The following is a 26,131-nucleotide window of genomic DNA, read 5'->3' as shown; positions in this document are numbered from 1 at the left end:
AGTGCTTTCGGTAAGGGAAGACCATGGTACTCTTCGTTGCAATTCAATGTTTGACGAAAGCGTGGGGCTCCGTGGAAAGATCGGGTTGCCGAACAATTTGTCTGCGGAAGGCCCGTGAATCGACCGATGTCACCGCTATGGCACAGGCAACGCTTCCATTGCCCTGGCGTGTTCGGTGGCAATCATAATGCTGATGACGAAGCTGGGGTAACCAATCGCTGAGCCGAAAGACGATCAAGCAAGCAACCCGGCATCGGTTAAGCCACTTGTCGTTGTGGTTGACGATGATCGGTCGATCGTTGAAGGGCTGGCGATCCTGCTGGACGGTTGGGGATACGAGGTGGTGACCGCAGTCAGCGCCGCCGCCCTGGAGGCGCAACTCGGCGGCCTGACCCGGACGCCGAACCTGATCATTGCCGACCATTACCTGCCGGCCGGCCGGACCGGGCGCGAGGTGGTGGAGCGCGTCCGCACCGAAACCGGGCAGCAGATCCCGGCCATCATCCTGACCGGCGACAGCACCCCCGAACGGCGTGACGAGGCCGAACTGATGGGCTGCCAGCTGTTGCTGAAGCCGGTGCAGGTCGGGCCGCTGCGCGAGGCGGTGGAAGCGCTTTGCCGCCCTTGAGAATGGCAGGCCGCCGTTCGATGACTGCAGATCCCTAACGCGTTGCCGGACCCATCCGGTTGATGTCCGGCAGTACCGCAAGGAAGGCATCGACCACCGCCGGGTCGAATCTCAGCCCCGCGAGCCGCCTGATCTCCGCCACCGCGTCTTCCCGGGACAAAGCCTTGCGATAGGGGCGGTCACGCGTCATCGCGTCATAGGCGTCGGCGACCGCAACGATGCGGGCGCACAGCGGAATCGCCGCCCCGGTGCGGCCGTCGGGATAGCCGGTGCCGTCCCAATTCTCATGATGCCAGCGCGCCACCGCCGCCCCCAGATGCAGATGGGTCGGGCCATCGGCCAGATGGCTCGCCTGGTTCAGCAGGGTGGCGCCGGCCACCGTGTGGGCCTGCATGGCGCTGCGTTCCGCCGGATCGAGGGGGCCAGGCTTCGACAGGATCTCCGGATTGACCGCGGCGTTGCCGATGTCGTGCAGGATCGCCGCCAGCCCGATGATCTCCAGCGTCGAGTCGTCCAGCGACTCGGGGAACAGTCCATCGGCATGCAGGCGGCGGGCGATGCGTTCGGTGATCGCCGCGATGCGCAGCGACCGGCTGAAGCGGCCGTCCTCCACCGCCTCCACCGCCTCCACCGCCAGCCCGTCCATGCCGAGTGCGCCGCGGCCGCGTTCGGCCAGATCGGCCAACGCCGCCAGCGTACCCTGCTGCGCCCGGTAGAGCTGTTCGTAATGGTGCAGATTGTCGAAACCGACGGAGATCTTGCCGCAGAACACCTCGATCAGCTTGCGGTCCAGGTCGGACAGCGGCCGGTTGGAGCGCAGATAGACCACCGTCTCGCGGTCGTTCGGCGTGCGGATATAGAGCGTGCAGTGGTCGCCGGCATAGAGATGCGCCCGCTCTTCCAGGCAGGCGGTCACCGCCGCCAGAACCGAAGCGTCGACATGACCGGCGGCGGGTTCGTTGATGAGATCCTCGTAGCGGCCGGAACCGGCCAGCACATAAAGGCCATCGCCGCTACTGCCGTTGCCGTTATCGCCGCTGAAGGCCGGGTTGCAGCTACCCTGGCCACCAGCGCCGCCGGCGCTGCCGCGCTGCATGCAGAGGATCGCGTCCGGCCCCACCCCCAGCAGACCCGACAGCTGGGTCAGCACACCGGCGGCGAACAGCTTCATGGAGCGGGCGCGGAACAGCGACGACGAGGCCTCGATGATCTTTTCCAGGCCGCGGCGGTTGGCGTCGATCGCCACGATGTCCTCGTAGGAGCGCAGCGCCGCCACCGTGGTGGTGAACAGCTGCTGGGCGGTCAGCTGGGTCTTCGCCTTGTAGTCGTTGATATCGTAATCGAGGATCACCGCGCGTTCCGGCGCCTGTCCCGGCTGGCCGGTGCGCAGGATGATGCGGACATTGCGGTTCTGCAGTTCCTCGCGGATGTGATGGACCAGCCGCAGGCCGGCATCCTCGGTCTCCATCACCACATCCAGCAGGATCAGCGCGATATCGCTTTCCCGTGCCAGGATCCGCCGCGCCTCCGCCGCCGAATGGGCGGACAGGAAACGCGCCTTGCGCCCCTTGTAGACGAAGTCCGACAGGACGAGCTTGGTGATCGAATGGACCTCCGGCTCGTCATCGACGATCAGCATGGTCCAGCGGCTGCCGGGGTCCTCCTCCTCTTCCAATGGACCGGCGCCGGGAGCCGCATCGTCGAGGAACACCAGATCCTCGTCGGCAATCTCCGGCATGGACCGGGGATCCGGCTGGGGCGGATCGGGCTTCGCGTTGTCTTCAGGTCGGGTCGGGTCGGCGTTGGTCATGGCTCTTCGTTCGTGAAGGGGTCATGAGGGAGGGCGCGGCCGGCCCGTCCGGTGCAAACCCATCAAAACGTATCCAGCTCGATCACCGTACAATCGAGTCCGCGTTGCGCCAACGTGCCGCAGGCGGTGTCGACCTGCAACCGCGTGAACGGAGCGACTCCCACCTCGTATAGAAGCCGGCCCTTGCGGAAGACCGGCCACACCATCGGCGGAAGGTCGCGATAGGCGCTGCCCGGCCCGGCAGTGAACTCCTTCCAGGCGCGCAAGCCCTCGGCATAGCTGACATATTCGCCGAGCTTGATGCCGTAGAGCATGCCCGGCTCGACCGGCGGCATGCCCGGCAGCGGATAGGGCGCCACCACCCCGACCAGCCCCTGCACCGGTGCCACCGCGCGGGTGCCTGCCGGCAGCGCCAGCGTCGCCTCGCCGTTCGCGGCACCGATCAGCGCCACCACGTCGCCCTTACGCAGGGTAAAGCCGCGCCGCTTTCGGTTGCTCAGGATCTCGGTCGCGGAGATCGGGCCGGCGGCGACGACATAGCCTTCCGCCGGGGTCTGGGCCGCCTTGTCCCAGGCGGCGCGCGGCACGACGGCGGCGCTGCGGTGGGGCAGGGGGGCGTCCGCCGGCTGGCTGGCGGCCGGCTTCGGCGGCCGCGGCCCCTCGCCGCCGGTCGCCGGACGGCCGGTGACCATCAGCGCCGGGTCCAGCGAATCGGCGGGGACATAGCCGATGGGCTGGCCGCCGATGGCGATCTCCGTCCAATAGGTGCCGCGCGGGGTGCCCAGCGCGTTCAGCGCCTTGCCCTGCTTCAGCGTCATGACGATGCGGGCATCCTCGCTGGGGCCGATCCGCACCTCGATGTCGCGGTTCAGCACGACCTCGCCGGTCAGGGGGGCGCCGATGGCGACGGGGCTCTGCGCCCAAGCCTGCGGGATGGCCGCCAGGGCGCCGGCGAGGCCGAGGAGAATGGCGGCGGTGACGGACGCTGCGGTCATGGCGTGACTTCCCTCACAGGCACCGGCACATCGCGGTTCGGCGCCCGGCGGCCCAGCATCTGGAGGCCGACAAGGTCGTGAATGGCGTCGGCCAGCAGGCGCACCGGCTTCGGCGCCGTGCCGCGGGCACGGTGCAGGGCGATGTCGATGTCTGGCAGTTCCGGAAACCCCTCTGCCGCGCCGATGCGGCGCAGGCTTGGCGGGACGGTGCAGTTTTCCATCGCCGTCACCCCCAGCCCGCCCATCACCGCGCCGTGGACGGCGACGACGCTCTTGCTGGTGAAGGCGACGCGCCAGTCGCGGCCGATCCCGTCGAGCGCGGCGACCGCAAGGTCGCGCACGACGCAGCCCTTGGGGAACAGCGCCAGCGGCAGGGGATCGAGGCTCTCCACCGGGCGGTGTCCCGGGGGCGGTCCCGATGGAGATACCGGGTCCTGCGGCGGGGCGACCCAGGACACCGGTTCCTGCCGCACCAGCTCGCCGCCGGCCTCGCCGGCCTTGCGGGTGACCAGCGCCAGGTCGTAGCGCCCCTTGTCGATCTCCGCAACCAGATCGGGGCTGTTGTCGCAGATCACCTCCACCATCACGTCGGGATAGGCGGCGTTGAAGCGGGCCAGAACCTCGGGCAGCAGCATGGTGGCGTAATCGTCGGGCGTGCCGATGCGGACGCTGGCCACCGTCGGGCTGCGGTGCATCAGCGCCATCACCTCGTCGTTCAGGGTCAGCATGCGCCGGGCATAGGCCAGCAGGACCTCGCCGTCGCGGGTCATGCGCACGCCATGGGTGTCGCGTTCGAACACCCGCTTGCCCACCGTGTCCTCCAGCCGGCGCACCTGCTGGCTGACCGCCGCCTGGGTGCGGCCCAGCCTTTCGCCGGCTCGGGTGAAGCTGGCGCTGTCGGCGACGGCCACGAAGGCGCGCAGCAGGTCGGTATCGAGATTGGCGGGCATGGCGGGGACCGGAAGTTGCCTCCCATTCAAGCAGAGCGTCCGCCCATCCGCAACGTTGCGGTCATTACGAATCGTGATGACGGCATAATGCCTATTCGTTTCCAAGGGAATGGCCCGCGACCCATGTTCGGTCTCCAACCGCTTTGGAGTTTCCGACCATGTCCCTGTTCGCCGCCTGGACCAGCGTGGTTCTCGCTGCCGCCCGGATCGATCCGCCCGCGGCACCTCCGCCGGCGGTGCCGGAACCGCGGCGTTTCCGCCTTGCCTACAACCCGGTTCCGGCAGCCGCTCCAGCGCCCGGCCGGCAGTTGGTCGCAGAGGAGGCTCCGGCGTCGGTGCGGACTCCGCTGACGCTCCAGGGGCGGCTGTGCCTTGAGAAGTAGTGGGGGGTCCGCCTATCCTGCCGCCGACCAGACTGCGGGAGGAGCGGACGATGGCGCGGGTCTATGTGCTGTACACCGGGGGCACCATCGGGTGCGTCACCAATCCCGACGGGGCGTTGGCTCCGGTGCCGGGGTCGGAGTTTGAACGGCTGGTCCTGTCGATGCCCGGCCTGTCCGGCCATGGGGTGCGGGACTACAAGGATCTGACCTGGACCATGGGCTGGTTCGACCGCACGCTCGACAGCTCCAACATGACGCCGGCGGATTGGATCGCCATCGCCCGGCGGCTGCTGTCGGTTTACGACGAGTATGACGGCTTCGTCGTGCTGCATGGCACCGACAGCATGGCCTATAGCGCGTCGGCCCTGTCCTTCCTGCTGCCCGGCCTGACGAAGCCGGTGGTGTTCAGCGGGTCGCAGGTGCCGCTGACCTTCACGCTGAGCGACGCGCTCGCCAATCTGGTCGGCGCCATCGTGGTGGCGGGAACCCTGCCGGTGCCGGAGGTCTGCGTCTATTTCGATACCAAGCTGCTGCGCGGCAACCGCTCGTCCAAGGTCGATGCCAACCGCTTCGCCGGCTTCGATTCGCCGAACTTCCCGCCGCTCGCCACCGTCGGCAGCGTGGTCGCCCGCAACGAGCCCTATTGGCTGCCGATGCCGGGTGCCGCGGTCTCGCTGGACGATGCGGAGAACCGGGCCCGCCGGCTGGCGGCGCTGGAGGCCCAGGCGGCGGCGCTGGCCGCGTTCTCCGTCGTCATTCTGTGGCTGTATCCCGGCATCCGCGCCAGCACGGTGTCGGCGATGCTGACCGGCACCAGCCCGGCGGCGAAGGGGGCGGTGCTGCTGGCCTTCGGCGAGGGCAACGGCCCGACCGATCCGGATTTCCTCGACGCCCTTGCGGCCGCGGTGAAGGCCGGCGTCGTCCTGATGGACAACACCCAGGTGCAGCGCGGCGCCGTACTGCCCGGCGCCTATGCCACCGGGCTTGGCGCCGTCGGTGCCGTCGGCGCCTATGACATGACGCCGGAGGCCAGCTACGCCAAGCTGGTCTGCCTGCTCGCCGCCGGCCTGGACGCCAGCGCGGTCAAGGCGGAAATGCCGAAGCCGCTGGCCGGCGAACTGACGGTGATCGACTGAGGGTGATCGGGGATTGAGGTGTTGTCCGGAGGCGGGGGCCATTGGGCTTCCCGCCTCCGCCGGTGGCTTACTCCATGCCGGGCTTGTTCGGCGACATGATGCGCTCGTCCATCGTGCCCTGGCCCATCGTGCCCTGGCCCATCGAGCCGCGGTTCATGGTGCCCTGGTTCATGGTGCCCTGGTTCATCGAACCCTGATTCATCGAACCCTGATTCATCGACCCCTGGCCCATCGAACCCTGACCCATCGTGCCCTGGTTCATGGAGCCGGCGCCCATACCGCCCATCGACCCGCCGGTCGAGCTGCCGTAGCCGGTGTTGGCTTGGCTGGCGTACTGGGCGAGCTGCTGCAGCTCGTTCTGGTCATGCATGATGACGACCTGACGGCCGCGGCGTTCGAAGGAGGACGGGGTGAGCATGATGGTCTGGCCGGTCTTGGCCAGCTTCAGTTCGACCATCGTCTGGCCCTGGGCGTCGGTGGTCACGTTCTGGATCGTGCCGGCGACCGGCCCGCCATGGCGGTGGACCACCCGCTTGCCGATCATGTCGCGGCTGGCCTGGACGTCGCGGGCGCCGCTGTCCATCGTGCCGTTGGCGACCGCGTTTGCCCTGGCGGACCCGCTGGTTTGGGCATGGCCCGGCGCGGCAACGGCCATCAGCAACAGGGCCGGCACGGCGGCGGCGAGAAACTTGCGCATGTCATCCTCCCGGATTGAATCACAATAGGGGAGGCGCCGCGCAGGGGCGGCACCGTCCTCAGCCGTGATGACACCCGAGCGGCCGGTTTGTTTCGCAGGTTGTACGGAATTGCCGGGCTGCACAAAAAAGGCGGGCCGCAGCCCGCCTTTCCGTTTCCTTACTCGTCGCCCATCTTGAGCGCGGCGATGAAGGCGCTCTGCGGGATTTCGACCTGGCCGAACTGGCGCATGCGCTTTTTGCCTTCCTTCTGCTTGTCCAGCAGCTTGCGCTTGCGGCTGATGTCGCCGCCATAGCACTTGGCAGTCACGTCCTTGCGCATGGCGCTGATGCTCTCGCGGGCGATGATCTTGCCGCCGATGGCGGCCTGCACGGCGATCTTGAAGAGCTGGCGCGGGATCAGTTCCTTCAGCCGTTCGCACAGCTGACGGCCGCGGCGTTCGGACTGGCTGCGGTGGACGATCATCGACAGGGCGTCCACCGGCTCGGCATTCACCAGGATCGACAGCTTCACGAGGTCGCCTTCCTCATAGCTGTCCATCTGGTAGTCGAAGCTGGCATAGCCGCGGCTGATCGACTTCAGCCGGTCGTAGAAGTCGAACACCACCTCGTTCAGCGGCAGCCGGTAGACCAGCATGGCGCGGGCGCCGGCATAGGTCAGTTCGATCTGCTGGCCGCGCCGTTCGGTGCACAGCTGCAGGACGCCGCCGAGATACTCGTCGGGCAGCATGATCGTCGCCTTGATCCACGGCTCGTCGATGTGGTCGATCCGCATCACATCGGGCATGTCGGCCGGGTTGTGCAGGTCCCGCACCGTGCCGTCGGTCATCGTCAGCTTGTAGACCACCGAGGGGGCGGTGGTGATCAGGTCGAGGTTGAACTCGCGCTCCAGCCGCTCCTGGATGATCTCCAGATGCAGCAGGCCGAGGAAGCCGCAGCGGAAGCCGAAGCCCAGCGCCGCCGAGGTCTCCGCCTCGTAATGGAAGCTGGCGTCGTTCAGCTTCAGCTTGCCCAGGCTGTCGCGCAGCCGCTCGAAATCGGCGGCATCGACCGGGAACAGGCCGCACCACACCACGGGGATGGACGGCTTGAAGCCGGCCAGAGCCTCGCTCGCCGGCTTGCGCTCGTCGGTGATGGTGTCGCCGACCTTGGTCTGCGTGATGTCCTTGATCGCGGCGGTGATGAAGCCCATCTCGCCCGGCCGCAGCTCGCCGGTCAGCAGCGCCTTCGGCGTGAAGACGCCGACGCGGTCCACGTCATGGGCGGAGCCGGCGGCCATGAAGCGCACCTTCTGCCCGACCTTCAGCACGCCGTCGACCACGCGCACCAGAATGACGACGCCGAGATAGGGATCGTACCAGCTGTCGACCAGCAGGGCCTTCAGCGGCGCATCGGCATCGCCCTTGGGCGGCGGCAGCCGCTTGACCACCGCCTCCAGCACCGCGCCGATGTTGAGGCCGGACTTGGCCGAGATCTCCACCGCGTCGGAGGCGTCGAGGCCGATCACGTCCTCGATCTGCTGCTTGATCCGCTCCGGCTCGGCGGCGGGCAGGTCGATCTTGTTGAGGACCGGGATGATCTCGTGGTTGTTGTCGATCGCCTGATAGACGTTGGCGAGCGTCTGCGCCTCGACGCCCTGGGAGGCATCGACCACCAGGATCGAGCCCTCGCAGGCGGCCAAGGACCGGCTGACCTCATAGGCGAAGTCGACGTGGCCGGGGGTGTCCATCAGGTTCAGCGTGTACTGCTTGCCGTCCTCGGCCTTGTAGAGCAGGCGGACGGTCTGGGCCTTGATGGTGATGCCGCGCTCGCGCTCGATGTCCATGCTGTCGAGCACCTGTTCGCGCATCTCGCGCGCGTCGAGGCCGCCGCACTGCTGGATCAACCGGTCGGCAAGGGTCGACTTGCCATGATCGATGTGGGCGATGATCGAGAAATTGCGGATGTGCGAAAGGTCAGTCATCGGGGCCCGGACAAGCGAGAGTTTGCCGGGAACATAGGGCGGACGGGGGATGGGCGCAATGATGGTGTGCGCGGGCCGCCCTGGCAGGGTCGGATCCGCGCGCGGCGTGCGCGAGCTGGCCACGGTGTCTTTGCGCGACTGATGCTCAGGGCATGACTTCGGCCAGGATCGCCCATTGTCCCTCATCCTCGACCAGGGCTTCGCGAGTGCCGGCGCTCGTTACAACCTTTTCGATAACGCGAGCGTAGGCGCCGGCCGCCGCGTCAACCGATTCGACCCAAACATACGGGATCGTTCGCCCCACCAGCGGCTCGATACTGCCAGTTTGAAAGCCGCTGGTCATGAACGCGCGCGTACAGAGGATGATGTGGTAATTTCCCGCCCGCAGCCCCATGCAGCCGGGGTCACCCGTTTCCACGGGAAGGAAACCGAGGTCGCGATAGCGGGCAAGGGCCGGGCTGATGTCGGGCAGAATGGTAAGCGGAGTAACGCGGCGGGCCGGGCCGGCTGGGGTGACGAGTGCTGACATCGGCAAGCTCATGGCGGCAGCCACCGCCATGACGGTGGCGTATGCTGCCCCTTCGCCCTTTTCCAGCCGTTGGACCGTGCGAACGCTTACCCCGCTGGCCTCTGCCAAGTGATCCTGTGACCAACCCCGATCATGGCGTTCTGATTTCAGACGGGCGCGATTGATACGGATGGGCATGGTGGCGCTCCAACGGATGCGGGAGCGTTATCGTACTGCCGCCCCAGGCCTTCCGCCACGACAGCTCCCCGTCAATGCCGAAGGTTCAAGTGGGACGAAAGCGAGCGGGCAGGATTTCCATTCGACGCGGATGCTGAATCAGCGGTAACCGCAGCGCTTGCGATAACAATGGCGCCCGATCTTCTGAGACACTTTCGCGCAAGGTGATCGGACGCTGACGCGATTCGCCTTTCTGCCTAGCGAAAGTCGAGCTTTTCGCATATGCAATATGACCGTGCGGGTGGAACGAGATCCGCCCCATCGGTACAGCAGCCACCGACGGGATTCGGAGGCGACCAAGCCCTTTACATTGCGCACAGCCTCTGGCGCTTGCCCGGAACAATTGACCCAATAGGATTGGAGAAATAGGGATGTCTCAGAAGATCGCGCTTGTTACCGGTGCCATGGGCGGCCTCGGCACCGCCATCTGCCGGGCGCTCGCCAAGGACGGCTACCTCGTGGCCGCCAATTGCCTGCCCAACTACGAGCCGGCGGCGGCGTGGCTCGGCGAGCAGGAAGCGGCCGGCTTCAAGTTCTACATGGTCGAAGGCGACGTCTCCGATTTCGAGAGCTGCAAGGCCATGGTGGCGCGGATCGAGGCCGATCTGGGCCCCGTCGACGTCCTGGTGAACAACGCCGGCATCACCCGCGACAAGTTCTTCCCCAAGATGGAAAAGGCGCAGTGGGACGCGGTGATCTCCACCAACCTCAGCAGCCTGTTCAACGTCACGCATCAGGTCTCGGCCAAGATGGCTGAGCGCGGCTGGGGCCGCATCATCAACATCTCGTCGGTCAACGGCGTGAAGGGGCAGGCCGGCCAGACCAACTATTCGGCCGCCAAGGCGGGCGTCATCGGCTTCACCAAGGCGCTGGCCGCCGAACTGGCGACCAAGGGCGTCACCGTGAATGCGATCGCGCCGGGCTACATCGGCACCGAGATGGTCATGGCGATCCGCGAAGACATCCGCCAGGGCATCATCGACACCGTTCCGATGAAGCGTCTGGGCAAGCCGGAGGAGATCGGCGGCGCGGTGTCGTACCTCGCGTCCGATATCGCGGGCTACATCACCGGCACGACGCTGAACATCAACGGCGGCCTGCACTATCAATAAGTCGCGGCCAATAAGTCGCGGCCAATAAGTCGCCGCGCGGTCGGTCGGGGCAAAAGACGCCCGCTTCTCCAGCGCCGGGACATGGCCGGAGAAGCGGGCGACCGGCCCTTTAACCCCCGGCGACGCCCCGATACAGCTCCATATACTCCTCCGCCGGCCCGTGCCAGCCGAAGTCGCGCGTCATGGCGCGGCGCTGCATCGCCTGCCAGCGGTCGGGCTTGCGATAGACGGTCATCGCCCGGCGGAGCGCCCACACCAGTTCCTGGCCGGTCGCGTTGACGAACTGGAACCCCGTCGCGCTGCCGTCGGCGCTGGCGGCTGGGTTGGCGTCGATCACCGTGTCGGCGAGGCCGCCGGTGCGGCGGACCAGCGGCAGGGTACCGTATTTCAACGCGTAGAGCTGGGTCAGGCCGCAGGGCTCGGAGCGCGAGGGCACCAGGAACAGGTCGGACCCGGCCTGGATGCGGTGGGATAGCGGCTCGTCATAGCCGATGCGGACGCCGATGGACTGCGGATGCCATTGCGCCAGCTGGCGGAAGCCGGCCTCGCTGGAGGCGTCGCCGCTGCCCAGCACCACCAGCTGGCCGCCCCAGGATACCCATTGGCCCGCCGCCTCCAGCACGAGGTCCAGGCCCTTGTGCCAGGTCAGGCGGCTGACCACGGCGGCCAGCGGGGCGTCGGGGCGGCGGTCCAGGCCGAAGGCGGATTGCAGGTCGGCCTTGCAGGCGTCCTTTCCGCCGAGATCCTCGGGGGTGTAGCGGGCGGGCAGATGCGGGTCGGTCGCCGGGTCCCACACCGCGTAATCGACGCCGTTCAGGATTCCGGTCAGCACGTCGGACCGGGTGGCGAGCAGCCCTTGCAGGCCGGTGCCGTGCTCGGCTGTCTGGATCTCGTTGGCGTAGGTCGGGCTGACCGTGGTCAGGCGGTCGGCGTAGAAGCAACCCGCCTTCAGGAAGCTGATGTTGCCGTAATACTCGACGCCGTCGACGCGGAAGCTGGAGGAGGGCAGGCCGATGTCGCCCATCATCCAGGGGCCGAACAGGCCCTGATAGGCGATGTTGTGGATGGTCAGAACCGTGCCCGGCCGGAAGGGGCCGGCGAAACGGTCGGGACGCAGCGCCAGATAGGCGGGAATCAGCCCGGCCTGCCAGTCGTGGCCGTGCAGGATGTCGGGCCGCCACCAGGGATCGTAGGACTTATCGGCGGCGAAGCCGGCGGCGACCCAGGCGAGTGCGGCGAAGCGCAGGGCGTTGTCGCTCCAGTCCTTGCCGTCCGGGCCGAGATAGGGGTTGCCGGGGCGGTCGTACAGCGACGGCGCGTCCAGCGCATAGGCGAGAACGCCGTCGGCGGTGCGGCCGATGCACAGCCGGGCGCGGTCGCAGCCGGGCAGGTCGGTGATCAGGTCGCCGACCTCGTGCAGGTTCTGCAGGCTGTTCAGAACGGCGGGATAGCCCGGCAGCAGCAGGCGGACATCGGCGCCGGCGGCGATCAGGGCCGGCGGCAGGGCGGCGGACACGTCGGCCAGCCCCCCCGTCTTGACCATCGGGTAGCATTCGGACGTGACGTAGAGGACGCGCATCGGGAAGGCACTCGGGTGAAAGGCGGGAGGGATGAATGGCGGGAGGGTGCAGGCATGGTATAGCGCCGATGCGGGTCCGGTGGGGAGCCGGACCGCATCGGCGCGGGGCCATCGTGCCGGGGGGCGGCGATATGCCGCCTTAGTCCTTCGGCAGCTTCTCGATCATCTCGCGGGTGATCAGGACGACGCCGCCCTCGCTGCGGTGGAAGCGCTTGGCGTCCAACTCCGCGTCCTCGCCGACGACGAGGCCGTTGGGGATGCTGACGCCGCGGTCGATCACCACCTTCTTCAGGCGGCAATGGCGGCCGATGTCGCATTCCGGCAGGACCACCGCCTCGTACAGCTCGCTGTAGGAGTTGACGCGGACCGAGCTGAACAGCAGCGACCGCCGCACGGTGGAACCGGAGATGATGCAGCCGCCCGACACCAAGCTGTCGATCGCCGTGCCGCGCCGGTTCTCGTCGTCGAAGACGAACTTCGCCGGCGGCAGCTGCTCCTGGTAGGTGAAGATCGGCCAGTCGCGGTTGTACATGTTCAACTGCGGCGTGACGTGGCAGAGGTCCAGGTTGGCTTCCCAATAGGCGTCGATGGTGCCGACGTCACGCCAGTAGGGGGCGTCGTCCGGCGCGTCGATGATGGCGCTGTCGGCATAGTCGTGGGCGATGATCCGCGCCCCGGTCTTCACCAGATGCGGGATGATGTCCTTGCCGAAGTCGCGGCTGGAGCCGGGGGTGGCGACGTCGCGCTCCAGCTGTTCATAGAGGAACTGGGCGTTGAAGACGTAGATGCCCATGCTGGCCAGCGCCAGATCGGGCCGGCCGGGCATCGGCGGCGGGTCGGCCGGCTTCTCGACGAAATCGATGATGCGGCGGTCGTTGTCGATGTGCATCACGCCGAAGCCGGTCGCCTGTTCGCGCGGAACCGCGATGCAGGGGACGGTGACGTCGGCCTTGCGGTCGATGTGGTCGAGCAGCAGAGCGCCGTAATCCATCTTGTAGATGTGGTCGCCGGCCAGGATCAGGACATATTCCGGCTCGTGGTCGCGCAGGATGTCCAGGTTCTGGTACACGGCGTCGGCGGTGCCCTGGTACCACTCCGTCTCGCTGACGCGCTGCTGGGCCGGCAGCAGGTCGCAGAACTCGTTCATCTCGCCGCGAAAGACGTTCCAGCCGCGCTGGAGGTGGCGCAGGAGGCTGTGCGACTTGTACTGCGTCAGAACGCCGATGCGGCGGAAGCCGGAATTGACGCAGTTCGACAGCGCGAAATCGATGATGCGGTATTTGCCGCCGAAATATGTGGCCGGCTTCGCCCGCCGGTCGGTCAACTGCTTCAGACGGCTTCCGCGTCCGCCGGCCAGCACCAGCGCCACCGCACGTCGCGGTGCGAGGCGCAGATCGCGTTTGTCGAGCATGGCCGTTACTCCCTTGCCTTATTCTTGCGGCCGCGGGTAAGCGGCCAATCCAATTGGAGGCGTTGACGGTGCCACATCTCGCCGCCATGTCCAATAGGCCCGGCGTCGGGTTCGCCTCGGCTTACCCGCCGGATCTTCAACCCGCGGTCCTAGGAGGAAAGCGGTGGAGAATCCGGGGCAAGCCGAAAGGACTGGATGGAAGGCGTAGGGGCTGCCTGATGCCGTGCCAGTGACCGCTGCGCAGGCCAAACTCTGCCCAAAATTTCACCATCTGCCGGAATGGCAGCCAAAATGCCGGGCCGGATCGCGGCGTCCGGCCCTGTCAATCGGTCGAAAACCCGAAAATTGCGGAAGAATGCCGCCTCCGGAATCTGCCCGTTTTCTGTGCAGGCAACGGGTGCGACTCGTACGGGGCTGCCCGTTCGGGGGTCCTGCGCCGGGACAACCCTGACGATTCCTAGCCGTTTTGGACTGGCACGCTTCTTGTAACGCTGGAGGCGTCCTCGGTCCCGTCCGCCGCCCCGTCTTTGCCGGGGACGGGGCGACCGGGACGGGGTCGCCCCAGTGCGGCGTTTGCGCGCGGAATGCCTCCGGTGCCGCGCCGGCCATGCAGGGGTGGGAGCGATTTTGGAGAAAGAGGAGCCTCGATGAACCGTCTGTTCCTTCTGGCCGCACCGATGATGGCGGTTGCTCTGGGCGCGGTCGGCATGCCGGCCGCAGCCCTTGCCCAGGACGCGGCGGCTGCCGCCGCTGCTGCCGCGCCGGCGGCTCCGGCGCTGAATGGCGGCGACACCGCCTGGATGCTGGTCTCCACGGCGCTGGTGCTGATGATGACCATTCCGGGGCTGGCGCTGTTCTACGGCGGCATGGTCCGCAAGATGAACGTGCTGGCGACGGTGATGCAGAGCTTCGCCATCACCTGCCTGATCAGCGTCCTGTGGTACGTGATCGGCTACAGCCTGGCCTTCACCGGCACCGGCGCCTACATCGGCGGGCTGGACCGGCTGTTCCTGAACGGTCTCGACTTCTCGAAGGCGTTCGTGCTGGGCGAGGCGACCGGCGCCGGCGTGCCGACGACGATCCCCGAGCCGGTCTTCATGATGTTCCAGATGACCTTCGCGATCATCACCCCGGCGCTGATCACCGGCGCCTTCGCGGACCGCATGAAGTTCTCCTCGCTGCTGGTCTTCACCACCCTGTGGTCGATCGTGGTCTATGCGCCGATCGCCCACTGGGTCTGGTATCCGTCGGGCTTCCTGTTCGGCCTGGGCGTGCTGGACTTCGCCGGCGGCACGGTCGTGCACATCAACGCGGGCGTCGCCGGTCTGGTCGCCGCGCTGGTGATCGGCAAGCGCAAGGGCTACCCGAAGGAAGCCTTCATGCCGCACAACCTGGTGCTGTCGCTGATCGGCGCCTCGCTGCTGTGGGTTGGCTGGTTCGGCTTCAACGCCGGTTCCGCCCTGACCGCCGGTCCGCGCGCCGGCATGGCCATGGCCGCCACGCACATCGCCACCGCCGGTGCCGCCATGGGCTGGCTGTTCGCGGAGTGGATCGTCAAGGGCAAGCCGTCGATCCTCGGCATCATCTCCGGCGCGGTCGCCGGCCTGGTCGCCGTCACCCCGGCCGCCGGCTTCGTCGACCCGACGGGCGCCATCATCATCGGCATCGTCGCCGGCGTGATCTGCTTCTGGTCGGCCACCAGCCTGAAGCACATGCTGGGCTATGACGACAGCCTGGACGCCTTCGGCGTGCACGGCGTCGGCGGCCTGATCGGCGCGGTCCTGACCGGCGTCTTCGCCAAGATGTCGGTGTCCAACAGCGAAGGCGCCTTCGCCGCCGTCCTGCAGGCCGACCCGTCCGCCACCCTGGGCCTGCTGGAAGGTAACGCCGGCGCGGTGTGGATCCAGATCCAGGGCGTCCTCTACACCATGGTCTGGTGCGCCGTCGCCACCTTCGTCCTGCTGAAGGTCATCGACGTGGTGATGGGCCTGCGCGTGGACGAGGATGTGGAGCGCGACGGTCTCGACCTCGCCCTGCACGGCGAGAGCATCCACTAAGAACACTCCCTTTCCCACGGGTCTCTTCGAAAGGGCCGCCGGGCTTCCCGGCGGCCTTTTTCGTTTGCCGATGCGGGAGCGTTGCGCGGCGATTGTTGCGCCGGCGGAAACGCTGTGGCGCGGGCGGGCCGGCTTCACGGCGGGGCCGCGGCGGACTACCTCTGGTCCATCGTCAGCGCTCTTCTTTTCGGGAGTCCCCGCCATGTCCGCCCAGTCCGCCACCCCCGGTGTCCGTCCGGTCCTCGCCGCCGTGGAGGGCATGGCCACCTCCGACGGCGCCGGGGTCAGCATGACCCGCATGCTGGGCACGCCCCGCCTGCGCACGCTCGACCCCTTCCTGATGCTGGACCTGTTCGGATCCGACCAGCCGACCGACTATCTCGCCGGCTTCCCCGACCATCCCCACCGCGGCTTCGAGACGGTCACCTACATGCTGGCCGGCCGCATGCGCCATGCTGACAACCACGGCCACGAGGGCGTGATCGAGACCGGCGGCGTGCAGTGGATGACCGCCGGCCGCGGCCTGATCCATTCGGAGATGCCGGAGCAGACCGAAGGGCTGATGCGCGGCTTCCAGCTGTGGATCAACCTGCCGGCCCGGCTGAAGATGACAGAGCCGCGTTATCAGGAGTTCCCGCCAGCATCCATCCCGGTGGAGCGGCGCGAGGACGGCGCGACCGTCACCGTGATCGCCGGCGACACCGCCCGCGGCACCGCCGGCCCGGTGCGGGCCGAGGCGACCGACGCCCGTTATTTCGACGTCAGCCTGCCGCCGTCGGTCTCCTTCGCCGAGCCGCTGCCGGCCGGCCACACCGCCTTCCTCGTGCTGTTCGAAGGCACGCTGGATGTCGGCGGCGAGGGACCGCTGTCGGGTCCGCGGGTGATCGTGCTGGGCGACGGCGAGCGGGTGGAGGCGGTCGCCGGGCCCGAGGGCGCGCGCTTCCTTCTGCTGGCCGGCGAACCGATCGGCGAACCCATCGCCTGGGGCGGTCCCTTCGTCATGAACACGCGCGAAGAGGTGATGCAGGCCTTCCGCGACTTCGAGGAAGGGCGCATCTGATGTGCATCTGACCGCCGGATGCCGCGCGCCTGCCCGTCCTTCGGGGCCGGCGCGCGGCATCTCGTGCCTTGCACCCCCGCCATCCCCGGTTATCATGGCGCATTCAGTGTTAATACGAACGATGTCGGGGAGCCGGGGCGATGCGTGCAAAGGGTCTGTTGGGTGGGTTCAGGGCGGCTGCCGCCGCCGGCGTTCTGGCCCTGACGCTGGCCGCCGGCCTGTCGACCGCCAAGCCCGCCGCCGCCGTGGACTTCTCCAAGGCCGCCGCCGATTTCGGGCCGGAGGGCGCCTGGACCAACCAGTGCGACATCGACCGGATGACCGACAGCAAGACCTGCCGGCTGATGATCTATCGCCTGTTCGACGACGGGAAGGATGTCGGCTTCATAGCGCTCAGCGTCATCCCGACCGGCAACGACTTCCACCTGTTCCTGACCACCAGCCAGGGGCTGGTCGACCGCTGCGCCATCCGCGTCGACCGCCAGCCGCGCATCGAATCGCATGTCGCGACGCTGAACATGTGCATGTTCCCGAACTTCGTGTCCGGCCGCGTCGCCGACCAGTTCCGCAACGGCTCGACCATCCTGGTCCGCGTCAGCTCGCCGCGCCTGGGCAAGCGCGACATCGATTTCCCGCTGAACGGCTTCTCCCGCACCTTCGAGGAGATGCAGCGCAGCCTGCAGTGAGCGGGGCTGCGCCGCGCCCTCTCACCCCGGCAGCCGGTAGCCCGCCGCCGGTTCCTGCATCGGGCAGCCGTTGTGCTCCATGCGGAAGCCGGCGGAGTGGTCGTAGGCGATGCGGCGGGCGCGCATGATCGAGCCGAGCGGCCGGTGCGCGGCCAGACCGTGCCAGGGGCTGAAGGCCAGCCGGTCGTCGCCGGCGCGGGAGCGCTCCTCGCTCCAGGCGGTCTGCGGCGGCACGGTGATGCGGGCGACGGCGCGGTAGGGGCTCAGCTCCTCCGGCCACAGCACGCTGGCATCCTCCACCGGCATGCGCTCCTCGTCGGTGCGCAGCTGGACGCGCAGCTCCCAGACCGCTTCATGGTCGCGGAAGAACTCCACCACCGCCTCGCGCAGGCTGTCGGGCTTGCCGTTGACGGTCAGCGGCGCATCGGTCAGCGCCGTCAGGTTGGGCGAGACGGGGACGATCTGCAGCTTGGCGACATGCGCGCCGTGGCGCAGGGCCGCCTGGCTGTAGAAGGTTTCGCCCAGAATGTGGGTTGCGGGATGGCCGCCCAGAGTCTTCAGGGTGGCGCTCTCGCCGCCGAAGGCCTCCACCACCCGTTCGGCGGCGCGCAGGGTCGCGGACAGCGCCTTCTTCGCCGTCTCCGCCCGGTCGGTGGTGGCGGCCAGCAGCTTCAGCGTCGACAGGAACTGCTTGGCGTCCGGTGCAGAGAAGACCGGGGCGTTGGCCATCACGAAATCCTGGGTCGCCTGATCCTCCGATCCCGGCAGCCGTTCGCCGGTCACGCCCAGCACCTTCACCGCCAGACCGCGCGGAGTCGACACGCTGTCGGGCAGGATGTCGCCCGGCGTCGTCGACAGCCGCAGGATCGCCGGATAGCTCTCCGCCCGCGCGAACAGGCCCTGGGCCAATTCCGCCGGCAGATCGTCCAGCACGTCCAGCCGGCCGATCAGCAGCCCGTGGCTCTTGGCGTGGACGCTGCGCAGGGCGTGGCCGCCGTCCTCGTAGGTCTTGCGGCTGATCGACAGCATTGTTTCCGCCAACTCGTCGAAAAGCCGGGCTTCATCGGGGGCGGGGTTTTCGACCGACGGCGTATAGGGCAGGGGCGCCTGGGGCTGGGGCTGGGGCTTGGCGGTGGCGGCTGACACGGACGGAGTCTCCCGGATGGGGAAAGAACGGGTGTAGCCGGAAGAACAGCCGCGGTCGTCCCCCGTTCCGCCACTCCGGTTCCGCAGCGGTGCGCCGATACCGGAGCAGGAGTCTTTCTCTATGGCTTCAGAATGATAATCACTGTGAAACATAAATATCACAAATATCAGTGCGCACTTGGTGCGTGATGAGTCTGATAAGAGTCCAATCAAAAATAGTAATTAACCATTACAATGCGGGTTCGCTCTATCGAAGATCTGTGGTGCCCGGATGATGGCTGCGCCTATCCTTTGGTAACGAAGAACCGTCACCATCCGGCGGCGTCACGGCTGACGGAGCGCGTTGCGGGGAGTCGATCGAGGGGTTCCCATGACCGGTTGGTCCATTACCTGGATTCGCGGCTGCACCCTGCTGCTGATGCTGCTTGGGATGGCCGCCTCGTCCTTGCCGGTGGAGGGGCGGGCGACGGCGCCGAACCGGACCGTGCTGGTGCTGCATTCATACCACCAGGGTTATGAATGGACCGACCATCAGGCTGCCGGCATCGCCAAGGAACTGGCGGCCTCGGCGCCCAACGCGATCACGATCCCCTATCACCTGGATTGGAAGCGCTTTCCGGACGCAAGCGGGCTTGAGCGGTTGCGGGCACTGATCGGCCATCGGCACCCCAGAGGCACAATCGACGCCATCATCGCCACCGACGATGCCGCGCTGGCCTTTGCGGTCGATTTGCGGCGGGAGATTCATGGACCGGTGCCGCTGGTGCATGGCGGCGTGATCGGCGCCTCGGCCCGCCTGCTGACGGAGGGCGAATCGAATGTGATCGGGGTGACCGAAGCCAAGGACATCGAAGGCACGCTGCACATGGCGATGGCGGCCAATCCCGGACTGCGCCGCCTGTTCATCCTGCGCGACCACACGGAATCGGGAACGGCACTGGACCTGGAGATCGATGCCCTTGCCGCCGCCGGCCGCCTTCCCGCCGGGCTGGAGCGGCAGATTCTGCCCGACCTGCCCTTCGCCCGGCTGGAGGAGCGGCTGGCGACCCTGCCGCCGGACAGCGCCGTGCTGCTGGGAACCTACGCGACCGACCGCGACGGTCTGGTCCTGCCGCCCGAGCAGTTCCTGGAACTGATGAGCGAGAAGAGCAGCGCGCCGATCTACGGCCTGCAGGAGTATCTGCTGGGCCGCGGCATCGCCGGCGGCAGCCTGCTGAGCGCGCTGGAGCACGGACGCGCGGTCGGTGCGGTGGCAGCGGCGATCGTGACCGGCAGATCCATCGCTTCCCTGCCGGCGGAGCGGCCGGAATCCGTCGTCCGGGCGATGGATTACCGGCAGGTGGAGCGCCATCGACTCGATCTGTCGCGGGTGGGGCCGCTCGACCGGTTGGTCAACAAGCCCTTCTCCTTCCTGGAGACCTACCGCTGGCTGGTGGTGACGGTCGGCATCGTCATCGTGGTGCTGACGGTCATGGTGCTTGTCCTGTCCTTCGCGTTGCGCCAGCGCCGGGCGGCCGAGGCGGCCCTGCTGCAGAGCAATCTGGCGCTCAGCCAGTCGCGCCGGGATCTGCAGGCGAGGCTGGAGGAACTGACCGCCAGCAAGGAGGCTCTGCGCGAACGCGAAAGGCGGATGCGGCTGGTGGCGGAGGCGTCGCGCGACATCATCTGGACCTGGGACATCGAGGCCGACCGCCGCGTTCTGTCCGGCCGGGTGATGGAACTGCTGGGCGTGGACTCCCTCATCATCAATTCGATGGCGGCCTGGTTCGACCGCATCCACGCGGAAGACCGTGAACAGGCGGAGGAGGCGCTGCGGCGCCACCTGTCCGGCGAGCTGCCGGAATATCGGACCGAATACCGGGTCCGCCACCGTGACGGCAGCTATCTGTGGCTCTACGCCACCGGCAAGGCTCTGTTCGACGACCAGGGCAAGCCGGTGGTGATGGCCGGATCCTACACCGACATCACGGCGGAGAAGCGGCAGCAGGACTGGCTGGACCATCTGGCCCATTTCGATCCGCTGACCGGTCTGCCGAACAGGCTGACGCTGGAGCAGCATGTCGACCGGCTGATCGCCGACGACAAGGCCTCCGGCCATGCCCGGCCCCTGGCTCTGCTGTTCCTCGACATGGACAATTTCAAGTTCATCAACGACAGCTTCGGCCACAAGGCGGGCGATGAGCTGTTGATGGCGCTCGGCCTGCGCGTCCGCCGGGGAGCGGGGGAGGGACCGTTCATCGCCAGGCTGGGCGGCGACGAGTTCGTCGTAGTGGTTCATGGCAGCGAGGCCGGCGAACCGGCCGACGTGGCGCAGCGGCTGGAACAGGCGCTGGCCGCCCCCTTCCTGGTCGAAGGGCAGCATTTCTTCGTGACCTGCAGCGTCGGCATCGCCCGCTACCCCTGGGACGGACGTTGCTTCGACGATCTGCTGCAGAACGCCGACACCGCCATGTACCGGGCCAAGGACAGCGGGCGCGGGCGCATCTGCACCTTCACCCCCGACATGAACCGCCGGGTGGTGGAGCGTGTGCGGCTGCTCAGCCGGGCGCGGCTGGCCTTCGACCGCCAGTCCTTCAGCTTGCAATACCAGCCGCAGGTGGCGACGTCGGACGGCCGGATCCACGGCTTCGAGGCGCTGATCCGCTGGACCGATGCGGAGCTGGGGCCGGTCTCCCCCGACCGCTTCATTCCGGTGTGCGAGGATTCGGGCCTGATCGTCCCGCTCGGCCTCTGGGTGCTGGAGACCGCCTGCGTCGAGGCGGTGGGGCTGGCCTGCCGCGGCATCGGAAACATCACGATGAGCGTCAACATGTCGGCGGTGCAGCTTGCGCAGAACGATTTCGTGCCGCGGGTGCTGGAGGTGCTGGAGCGCACCGGATTGCCGCCGAACCGGCTGGAGCTGGAAATCACCGAGTCGCAGATGATCGGATCGCTGGACGCCGCCATCGACAAGCTGAACGCGCTGCGGCAGGCCGGCGTGCACATCGCGCTGGACGATTTCGGCACCGGCTATTCGTCGCTGACCTATCTGCGGACCTTGCCGATCAACACGCTGAAGCTCGACAAGGCCTTCATCAACGACGTCCATCGCCGGTCCGACGCGCGCAGCATGGTGTCGTCCATCTCGCGCATCGCCCATGACCTGAGCCGCAGCGTGGTGGCGGAGGGGGTGGAGGAACCGGCCCAGTGGGAGGCGCTGTCGCGGATGGGCTGCGACCTGATCCAGGGCTATTTCGTCAGCCGGCCGCTGCCGGCCGACCGTATCGACGGCTTCCTGGCCGCCTGGGAGGAGCGGCGGGCGTCATTGCCCATCGTCTCCCACGACGACGTGGTGGTCGGCATGTCCAGCGCCGGGGCGAATCGGCAGCCGAACGGCCGCGAGCCGGGCTGATCGGGGGGAGCGTTCAACGAGACTGATGCCCAAACGAAATCGCCCCGCAGGCGGGCTGCAGGGCGTTTTCGAAAGCGAGGCTCGGTGGGACCAGTGTCCCGGGATCAATGCCGGGTGCGGGCCGGGGTGACGTAGACGCCGTCCCAATCGACACCGAACAGGGCGTCGTCGCCGGCCTCTTCGACCAGATCGTCATATTCGTGGGCCTCGATCAGCCCGAAGATGGAGGCGGTGCCGGAGGCGTCGAGGTCGCAGGTCACCACATGGCCGTTCACCTCGACCGAGGTGAAGAACACTTCCGGCAGCTCCATGCTGTCCAGGTCGGCGGTGACGGCGCTCTCGATCTCGTGGATGGTGCGGGAGGAGAGGGAGACCCGGAGCTTCGCCGCCTGGGAGGCCCAGACGATGCGCTTCACGTGGGCCGGCTCCTTCATCTCCGCGATGCCCGACGCCTCGTCGCCTTGGCCGGCCATCGCGATCATCCGGGAAACCAGGGTCGAGGTGCTGCTGGGTGCGCGCATGAAAGCCTCCGCTCGTTCGATGACGACAGATTTGCGCGCAGGCGGTTAACGGGGTCTTAAGCCGGGACCGGGGCCAAAGCCTTACTCCCACTGAGGTATGGCCTATCCGATCGGTCCTAGCCGGCGGCAAGGGCGGCGGCGACCCCGGCGGCGACCCGCGCATTGTTGCGGATCAGCGCGACGTTGGCGGTCAGGCTGCGCCCGCCGGTGATGCGCTCCAGCGCCGCCAGCAGATGGGGAGTGATGTCCTTCCCCTTGATTTCCTTGGCTTCCGCGTCGGCCAACGCCTGGGCGACGGCGGTTTCCATGACGTCGGCGTCCAGCTCGTCGGCGGGCCGGATCGGGTTGGCCAGCAGCACGCCGCCGTCCAGGCCAAGCTGCCATTTCGCGCGCAGAATGTCCGCCACCGCGGTTACGTTGTCACAGCGATGATCGACGGGCAGGCCGCTGCGGCGGCTGTAGAAGGCCGGGAATTCGTCGGTGCCGAAGCCCAGCACCGGGACTCCGCGGGTCTCCAGCACCTCCAGCGTCTTGGGCAGGTCAAGGATCGACTTGGCTCCGGCGCAGACCACGCAGACCGAGGTGCGGGCCAGCTCGTCGAGGTCGGCGGAGATGTCGAAGCTGGACTCCGCCCCGCGGTGGACGCCGCCGATGCCGCCGGTGGCGAAGACGGATATGCCGGCCAACCGCGCCCCGATCATCGTCGCCGCCACCGTGGTCGCCCCCAGCGCCCGGGTCGCGATGGCGATGGGCAGATCGCGCCGGCTCAGCTTGCGCACGGCATGGCCGCCGGTTGCCAGCCGCTCCAGCGCCTCGTCGTCCAGGCCGATGCGGATGCGCCCGTCCATCACCGCGATGGTGGCGGGGATCGCCCCGGCGGCCCGCACCTCCGCCTCCAGCGCGCGGGCGGTCTCCAGGTTGCGGGGGTAGGGCATGCCGTGGGAGATCACCGTCGATTCCAGCGCCACCACCGGGCGCTTTCCGGCAAGCGCGTCGGCGACCTCGGGGGTGGGCAGCAGGATCGGGTGCATGCGCTGTGTCTCCGCTGTTGGGGGCCGGTTGGAGCGCCCTATATTAGGACGCATGTCCGCTGCACACCAATCCAATCCAGATCGTCCCCACCCCGACAGGTGGATCAAGGTCCTTCCCGAGGGGCTCTATGTCGAGCCGGGAGGCTTCTACATCGACCCGGTGCGTCCGGTGGAGCGCGCGGTCGTCACCCACGGCCATTCCGACCATGCGAGGCCGGGCAACCACAATGTGCTGGCGACTCCGGGTACGCTCGCCATCATGCGCCAGCGGATGGGCGCAGGCGTGGGGGGAAGCCTGCAAGCGCTGGAGTATGGCGAGGGGTTGACCATCGGCGGCGTCAGGGTGCGGCTGGTGCCGGCCGGCCATGTGCTGGGCAGCGCCCAGGTGGTGCTGGAGCATGCCGGGTCGCGCGTGGTGGTGTCGGGCGACTACAAGCGCCGGCTCGACCGCACCTGCGCCCCGTTCGAGCCGGTGCCTTGCGACGTCTTCGTCACCGAGGCGACCTTCGGCCTGCCGGTGTTCCGCCACCCGCCCGACCTGGGCGAGGTGGGGAAGCTGCTGCATTCGATGGCGCTGTTCCCCGAGCGCAGCCATGTGGTCGGCGTCTATGCGCTGGGCAAATGCCAGCGGCTGATCACGCTGCTGCGGGCGGCGGGGTATGACCGGCCGATCTGGCTGCATGGCGCACTGGAGCCGCTGTGCCGGCTCTACAGCGATTGGGGGGTGGAGTTGGGGGAGCTGCGTCCGGCCACGGTGGCGGCGAAGGAGGATTTGAAGGGCGCCCTGGTGCTGGCCCCGCCGGCGGCGGTGGCCGACCGCTGGGCGCGGCGGCTGGCCGATCCGGTGGTGGCGGTGGCGTCGGGCTGGATGCGGGTGCGCCAGCGCGCCCGCCAGCGTGGGGTGGAACTGCCGCTGGTCATCTCCGACCATGCCGACTGGGACGAGCTGTGCCGGACGCTGGAGGATGTCGGCGCGCCGGAAGTCTGGGTGACCCATGGCCGGGAGGAGGCGCTGGTCCATTACGCCACCAGCCGCGGCATCCGCGCCCGCGCGCTGGCCCTGATCGGCTTCGAGGATGAGGATTCGGAAGGGATTTCGGAGAAGGCCGGGGAAGGAGAGGCGCCGTGAACCGCTTTGCCGCGCTGATCGACGCGCTGGTCTTCATGCCGTCGCGCAACGGCAAGATCCGCCTGCTGGTCGAGCATTTCGCCACTGCGCCCGACCCCGAGCGCGGCTGGGCGCTGGCGGCGCTGACCGGGGCCTTGAGCTTCCGCGAGGCCAAGCCGGCGGCGGTCCGGGAGCTGGCCGCGACGCGGGTCGATCCGGAGCTGCTGGCGCTGTCCTACGACTATGTCGGCGATCTGGCGGAGACGGTGGCGCTGATCTGGCCGGAGCGGCCGGAGCGGGCGAACAGCCTGCCGCCCAGCCTGAACGAGGTGGTGGAGGGATTGCAGGCCGCCAAGCGCGGTCAGGTGATGGGGCTGGTGGAGAGCTGGCTCGACACGCTCGACTCGTCGGGGCGCTTTGCCCTGCTGAAGCTGATCACCGGGGCGCTGCGCATCGGCGTGTCGGCGCGGCTCGCCAAGACGGCGCTGGCGGAATGGGGCAAGGCGGCCCGGCCGGAGGTGAGCGTCGACGATGTGGAGGAGGTCTGGCACGGGCTGACCGCACCCTATACGGAGCTGTTCGCCTGGCTGGAGGGGCGGGCGGAGCAGCCGGCTACCGGGGTCGGCGCCGGATTCCGCCCGATGATGCTATCCCATCCGCTGGAGGAGGAGGACCGCGCCGCGCTCGATCCCGCCGCCTATGCCGCCGAATGGAAATGGGACGGCATCCGCGTGCAGCTGGTGGCCCGCGGCGGAGAGCGGCGGCTCTACAGCCGCACCGGCGACGACGTATCGGGGGCCTTTCCCGACATCGTCGACCACATGAGCTTCGATGCGGTGCTGGACGGCGAGCTGCTGGTGGCGCGCGACGGGGTGGTGGCGCCCTTCAACGATCTGCAGCAGCGCCTCAACCGCAAGACGGTGACGGCGCAGATGCTGCGCGACGGACCGGCCTGGGTGCGGCTCTACGACATCCTGTTCGACGGCGGGGAGGATTTGCGCGGCCTGTCATTCGTCGAGCGCCGCGCCCGGCTGGAGCGCTGGTACGAGGCGGTGCGACCGCGGCGGATGGATCTGTCGCCGCTGGTGCCCTTCGGCGGCTGGGACGAACTGGTGGCGATGCGGGAGGGCGCGCGGGAGAACGGCATCGAGGGGCTGATGCTGAAGCGGCGCGACAGCGCCTATCTGGCCGGGCGTCCGAAGGGGCCCTGGTTCAAGTGGAAGCGCGGGGCGCTGACGCTCGACACTGTGATGATGTACGCCCAGCGCGGCCACGGCAAACGGTCGAGCTATTATTCCGACTACACCTTCGGCGTCTGGCGCGGCGAGGAGCTGGTGCCGGTCGGCAAGGCCTATTCCGGCTTCACCGACGCCGAACTGATCGAACTTGACCGCTGGGTGCGCAATCACACCACCCGCCGCTACGGACCGGTGCGCGAGGTGGAGGCCGGGCTGGTGCTGGAGGTCGCCTTCGACAGCGTGCATCCCTCGACCCGGCACAAGAGCGGGCTGGCGATGCGCTTCCCGCGCGTCCACCGCATCCGCTGGGACAAGCCGGCGCAGGAGGCGGACAGGCTGGAGACGCTGGCGGCGATGGTGGTTTAGACCTCCACCTAACTTCCCCCGCTCTCAGCGGACCTATGGTCCGCCTGCCGCGGCAGCACAAAGCGGAGCTTTGTGCGAGAGCTGGGCGGGGGAGGGACTGCCGCCACTTTCCCGCCTGAG

21 protein-coding genes are annotated in these 26,131 nt (G+C 68.0%); 10 read left to right on the top strand and 11 right to left on the bottom strand.

Annotated features, from left to right (window positions below; genetic code table 11):
* Positions 1–274 precede the first annotated feature (274 nt).
* A complete protein-coding gene (locus FZ983_RS30045) occupies positions 275–628 on the top strand; it encodes a response regulator (RefSeq protein ID WP_149228226.1) in 354 nt (117 codons plus the stop codon).
* Positions 629–662: 34 nt separating this feature from the next.
* Here FZ983_RS30045 and FZ983_RS30040 read toward each other — a convergent pair whose 3' ends face one another.
* The 3 genes from FZ983_RS30040 to FZ983_RS30030 form a co-directional block, all read right to left on the bottom strand.
* The gene (locus tag FZ983_RS30040; protein ID WP_149228225.1) at positions 663–2,438 is read right to left on the bottom strand and encodes a DUF3369 domain-containing protein; all 1,776 of its coding nucleotides are present in this window, start codon (positions 2,436–2,438) and stop codon (positions 663–665) included.
* A gap of 62 nt (positions 2,439–2,500) precedes the next feature.
* Positions 2,501–3,433 (bottom strand): SH3 domain-containing protein, encoded by a 933-nt coding sequence (locus FZ983_RS30035; protein ID WP_247884040.1) that lies wholly within the window; start codon positions 3,431–3,433, stop codon positions 2,501–2,503.
* Positions 3,430–4,383: a LysR substrate-binding domain-containing protein gene (locus tag FZ983_RS30030; RefSeq protein WP_149228224.1), complete on the bottom strand. Its 954-nt coding sequence runs from the start codon at positions 4,381–4,383 to the stop codon at positions 3,430–3,432. Before FZ983_RS30030 ends, FZ983_RS30035 begins: the two co-directional genes overlap by 4 nt.
* A gap of 158 nt (positions 4,384–4,541) precedes the next feature.
* Between FZ983_RS30030 and FZ983_RS30025 the strand changes: the two genes are divergently transcribed.
* Together FZ983_RS30025 and FZ983_RS30020 are read left to right on the top strand one after the other, a co-directional pair.
* Positions 4,542–4,766, top strand: a complete 225-nt coding sequence (locus FZ983_RS30025; protein WP_149228223.1) for a hypothetical protein — start codon at positions 4,542–4,544, stop codon at positions 4,764–4,766.
* A 50-nt stretch (positions 4,767–4,816) separates the two neighbouring features.
* Positions 4,817–5,902 (top strand): asparaginase, encoded by a 1,086-nt coding sequence (locus FZ983_RS30020; protein WP_149228222.1) that lies wholly within the window; start codon positions 4,817–4,819, stop codon positions 5,900–5,902.
* A 67-nt stretch (positions 5,903–5,969) separates the two neighbouring features.
* Here the strand turns inward: FZ983_RS30020 and FZ983_RS30015 are convergent, their stop codons facing one another.
* The 3 genes from FZ983_RS30015 to FZ983_RS30005 all read right to left on the bottom strand — a co-directional run bounded on the left by FZ983_RS30015 (position 5,970) and on the right by FZ983_RS30005 (position 9,266).
* Entirely contained in the window at positions 5,970–6,599 is a 630-nt protein-coding gene (locus FZ983_RS30015) for a hypothetical protein (RefSeq protein WP_149228221.1), read from the bottom strand.
* 158 nt (positions 6,600–6,757) lie between these two features.
* Positions 6,758–8,560, bottom strand: coding sequence for a translation elongation factor 4 (gene lepA / locus FZ983_RS30010; protein WP_136705012.1), 1,803 nt, complete (start codon positions 8,558–8,560; stop codon positions 6,758–6,760).
* Positions 8,561–8,705: 145 nt separating this feature from the next.
* Positions 8,706–9,266, bottom strand: coding sequence for a helix-turn-helix transcriptional regulator (locus FZ983_RS30005; protein WP_149228220.1), 561 nt, complete (start codon positions 9,264–9,266; stop codon positions 8,706–8,708).
* A 410-nt stretch (positions 9,267–9,676) separates the two neighbouring features.
* Between FZ983_RS30005 and FZ983_RS30000 the strand changes: the two genes are divergently transcribed.
* Positions 9,677–10,417, top strand: a complete 741-nt coding sequence (locus FZ983_RS30000) for a beta-ketoacyl-ACP reductase (protein WP_149228219.1) — start codon at positions 9,677–9,679, stop codon at positions 10,415–10,417.
* A 109-nt stretch (positions 10,418–10,526) separates the two neighbouring features.
* On the opposite strand, the gene glgA is transcribed toward FZ983_RS30000, so the two are convergent.
* On the bottom strand, positions 10,527–11,996 hold the full coding sequence (gene glgA / locus FZ983_RS29995; RefSeq protein WP_149228218.1) for a glycogen synthase GlgA: 1,470 nt from the start codon (positions 11,994–11,996) through the stop codon (positions 10,527–10,529).
* Positions 11,997–12,135: 139 nt separating this feature from the next.
* Positions 12,136–13,407 (bottom strand): glucose-1-phosphate adenylyltransferase, encoded by a 1,272-nt coding sequence (gene glgC / locus FZ983_RS29990; protein WP_149228217.1) that lies wholly within the window; start codon positions 13,405–13,407, stop codon positions 12,136–12,138.
* 647 nt (positions 13,408–14,054) lie between these two features.
* Here glgC and FZ983_RS29985 point away from each other — a divergent pair.
* The 3 genes from FZ983_RS29985 (at position 14,055) to FZ983_RS29975 (ending at position 17,210) form a co-directional block, all read left to right on the top strand.
* Entirely contained in the window at positions 14,055–15,464 is a 1,410-nt protein-coding gene (locus FZ983_RS29985; protein ID WP_149228216.1) for an ammonium transporter, read from the top strand.
* A gap of 202 nt (positions 15,465–15,666) precedes the next feature.
* Entirely contained in the window at positions 15,667–16,524 is an 858-nt protein-coding gene (locus tag FZ983_RS29980) for a pirin family protein (RefSeq protein WP_149228215.1), read from the top strand.
* Positions 16,525–16,664: 140 nt separating this feature from the next.
* Positions 16,665–17,210, top strand: a complete 546-nt coding sequence (locus FZ983_RS29975) for a hypothetical protein (RefSeq protein WP_149228214.1) — start codon at positions 16,665–16,667, stop codon at positions 17,208–17,210.
* A gap of 21 nt (positions 17,211–17,231) precedes the next feature.
* Here FZ983_RS29975 and FZ983_RS29970 read toward each other — a convergent pair whose 3' ends face one another.
* Positions 17,232–18,356: a catalase family protein gene (locus tag FZ983_RS29970; protein ID WP_247884039.1), complete on the bottom strand. Its 1,125-nt coding sequence runs from the start codon at positions 18,354–18,356 to the stop codon at positions 17,232–17,234.
* A gap of 370 nt (positions 18,357–18,726) precedes the next feature.
* Between FZ983_RS29970 and FZ983_RS29965 the strand changes: the two genes are divergently transcribed.
* Positions 18,727–21,747, top strand: a complete 3,021-nt coding sequence (locus FZ983_RS29965; RefSeq protein ID WP_149228213.1) for a bifunctional diguanylate cyclase/phosphodiesterase — start codon at positions 18,727–18,729, stop codon at positions 21,745–21,747.
* Between the two features lie 104 nt (positions 21,748–21,851).
* On the opposite strand, the gene FZ983_RS29960 is transcribed toward FZ983_RS29965, so the two are convergent.
* Together FZ983_RS29960 and FZ983_RS29955 are read right to left on the bottom strand one after the other, a co-directional pair.
* On the bottom strand, positions 21,852–22,268 hold the full coding sequence (locus tag FZ983_RS29960) for a hypothetical protein (RefSeq protein WP_149228212.1): 417 nt from the start codon (positions 22,266–22,268) through the stop codon (positions 21,852–21,854).
* Positions 22,269–22,384: 116 nt separating this feature from the next.
* Positions 22,385–23,299 (bottom strand): pseudouridine-5'-phosphate glycosidase, encoded by a 915-nt coding sequence (locus FZ983_RS29955; protein WP_149228211.1) that lies wholly within the window; start codon positions 23,297–23,299, stop codon positions 22,385–22,387.
* 52 nt (positions 23,300–23,351) lie between these two features.
* Between FZ983_RS29955 and FZ983_RS29950 the strand changes: the two genes are divergently transcribed.
* A complete protein-coding gene (locus FZ983_RS29950) occupies positions 23,352–24,428 on the top strand; it encodes a ligase-associated DNA damage response exonuclease (protein WP_149228210.1) in 1,077 nt (358 codons plus the stop codon).
* Positions 24,425–26,011 (top strand): cisplatin damage response ATP-dependent DNA ligase, encoded by a 1,587-nt coding sequence (locus tag FZ983_RS29945; protein WP_149228209.1) that lies wholly within the window; start codon positions 24,425–24,427, stop codon positions 26,009–26,011. Before FZ983_RS29950 ends, FZ983_RS29945 begins: the two co-directional genes overlap by 4 nt.
* Positions 26,012–26,131: the final 120 nt, after the last annotated feature.

This window comes from Azospirillum sp. B21 (assembly GCF_008364825.1).
Classification (GTDB): Bacteria; Pseudomonadota; Alphaproteobacteria; order Azospirillales; family Azospirillaceae; genus Azospirillum.
Note: the sequence above shows the minus strand (reverse complement) of the source record. Positions and strands in the feature narration are given on the sequence as shown.

What these genes read in the sequence shown, in the direction of transcription:
- FZ983_RS30040 (WP_149228225.1), bottom strand. Translation starts at nt 2,438, where the DNA reads ATGACCAACGCCGACCCGACCCGACCTGAAGACAACGCGAAGCCCGAT.
- FZ983_RS29965 (WP_149228213.1), top strand. Translation starts at nt 18,727, where the DNA reads ATGACCGGTTGGTCCATTACCTGGATTCGCGGCTGCACCCTGCTGCTG.
- FZ983_RS30020 (WP_149228222.1), top strand. Translation starts at nt 4,817, where the DNA reads ATGGCGCGGGTCTATGTGCTGTACACCGGGGGCACCATCGGGTGCGTC.
- FZ983_RS29980 (WP_149228215.1), top strand. Translation starts at nt 15,667, where the DNA reads ATGTCCGCCCAGTCCGCCACCCCCGGTGTCCGTCCGGTCCTCGCCGCC.
- FZ983_RS30035 (WP_247884040.1), bottom strand. Translation starts at nt 3,433, where the DNA reads ATGACCGCAGCGTCCGTCACCGCCGCCATTCTCCTCGGCCTCGCCGGC.
- FZ983_RS29975 (WP_149228214.1), top strand. Translation starts at nt 16,665, where the DNA reads ATGCGTGCAAAGGGTCTGTTGGGTGGGTTCAGGGCGGCTGCCGCCGCC.
- glgC (WP_149228217.1), bottom strand. Translation starts at nt 13,407, where the DNA reads ATGCTCGACAAACGCGATCTGCGCCTCGCACCGCGACGTGCGGTGGCG.
- FZ983_RS29960 (WP_149228212.1), bottom strand. Translation starts at nt 22,268, where the DNA reads ATGCGCGCACCCAGCAGCACCTCGACCCTGGTTTCCCGGATGATCGCG.
- FZ983_RS30005 (WP_149228220.1), bottom strand. Translation starts at nt 9,266, where the DNA reads ATGCCCATCCGTATCAATCGCGCCCGTCTGAAATCAGAACGCCATGAT.
- lepA (WP_136705012.1), bottom strand. Translation starts at nt 8,560, where the DNA reads ATGACTGACCTTTCGCACATCCGCAATTTCTCGATCATCGCCCACATC.
- FZ983_RS30025 (WP_149228223.1), top strand. Translation starts at nt 4,542, where the DNA reads ATGTCCCTGTTCGCCGCCTGGACCAGCGTGGTTCTCGCTGCCGCCCGG.
- FZ983_RS30015 (WP_149228221.1), bottom strand. Translation starts at nt 6,599, where the DNA reads ATGCGCAAGTTTCTCGCCGCCGCCGTGCCGGCCCTGTTGCTGATGGCC.
- glgA (WP_149228218.1), bottom strand. Translation starts at nt 11,996, where the DNA reads ATGCGCGTCCTCTACGTCACGTCCGAATGCTACCCGATGGTCAAGACG.
- FZ983_RS30030 (WP_149228224.1), bottom strand. Translation starts at nt 4,383, where the DNA reads ATGCCCGCCAATCTCGATACCGACCTGCTGCGCGCCTTCGTGGCCGTC.
- FZ983_RS30000 (WP_149228219.1), top strand. Translation starts at nt 9,677, where the DNA reads ATGTCTCAGAAGATCGCGCTTGTTACCGGTGCCATGGGCGGCCTCGGC.
- FZ983_RS29950 (WP_149228210.1), top strand. Translation starts at nt 23,352, where the DNA reads ATGTCCGCTGCACACCAATCCAATCCAGATCGTCCCCACCCCGACAGG.
- FZ983_RS29955 (WP_149228211.1), bottom strand. Translation starts at nt 23,299, where the DNA reads ATGCACCCGATCCTGCTGCCCACCCCCGAGGTCGCCGACGCGCTTGCC.
- FZ983_RS29985 (WP_149228216.1), top strand. Translation starts at nt 14,055, where the DNA reads ATGAACCGTCTGTTCCTTCTGGCCGCACCGATGATGGCGGTTGCTCTG.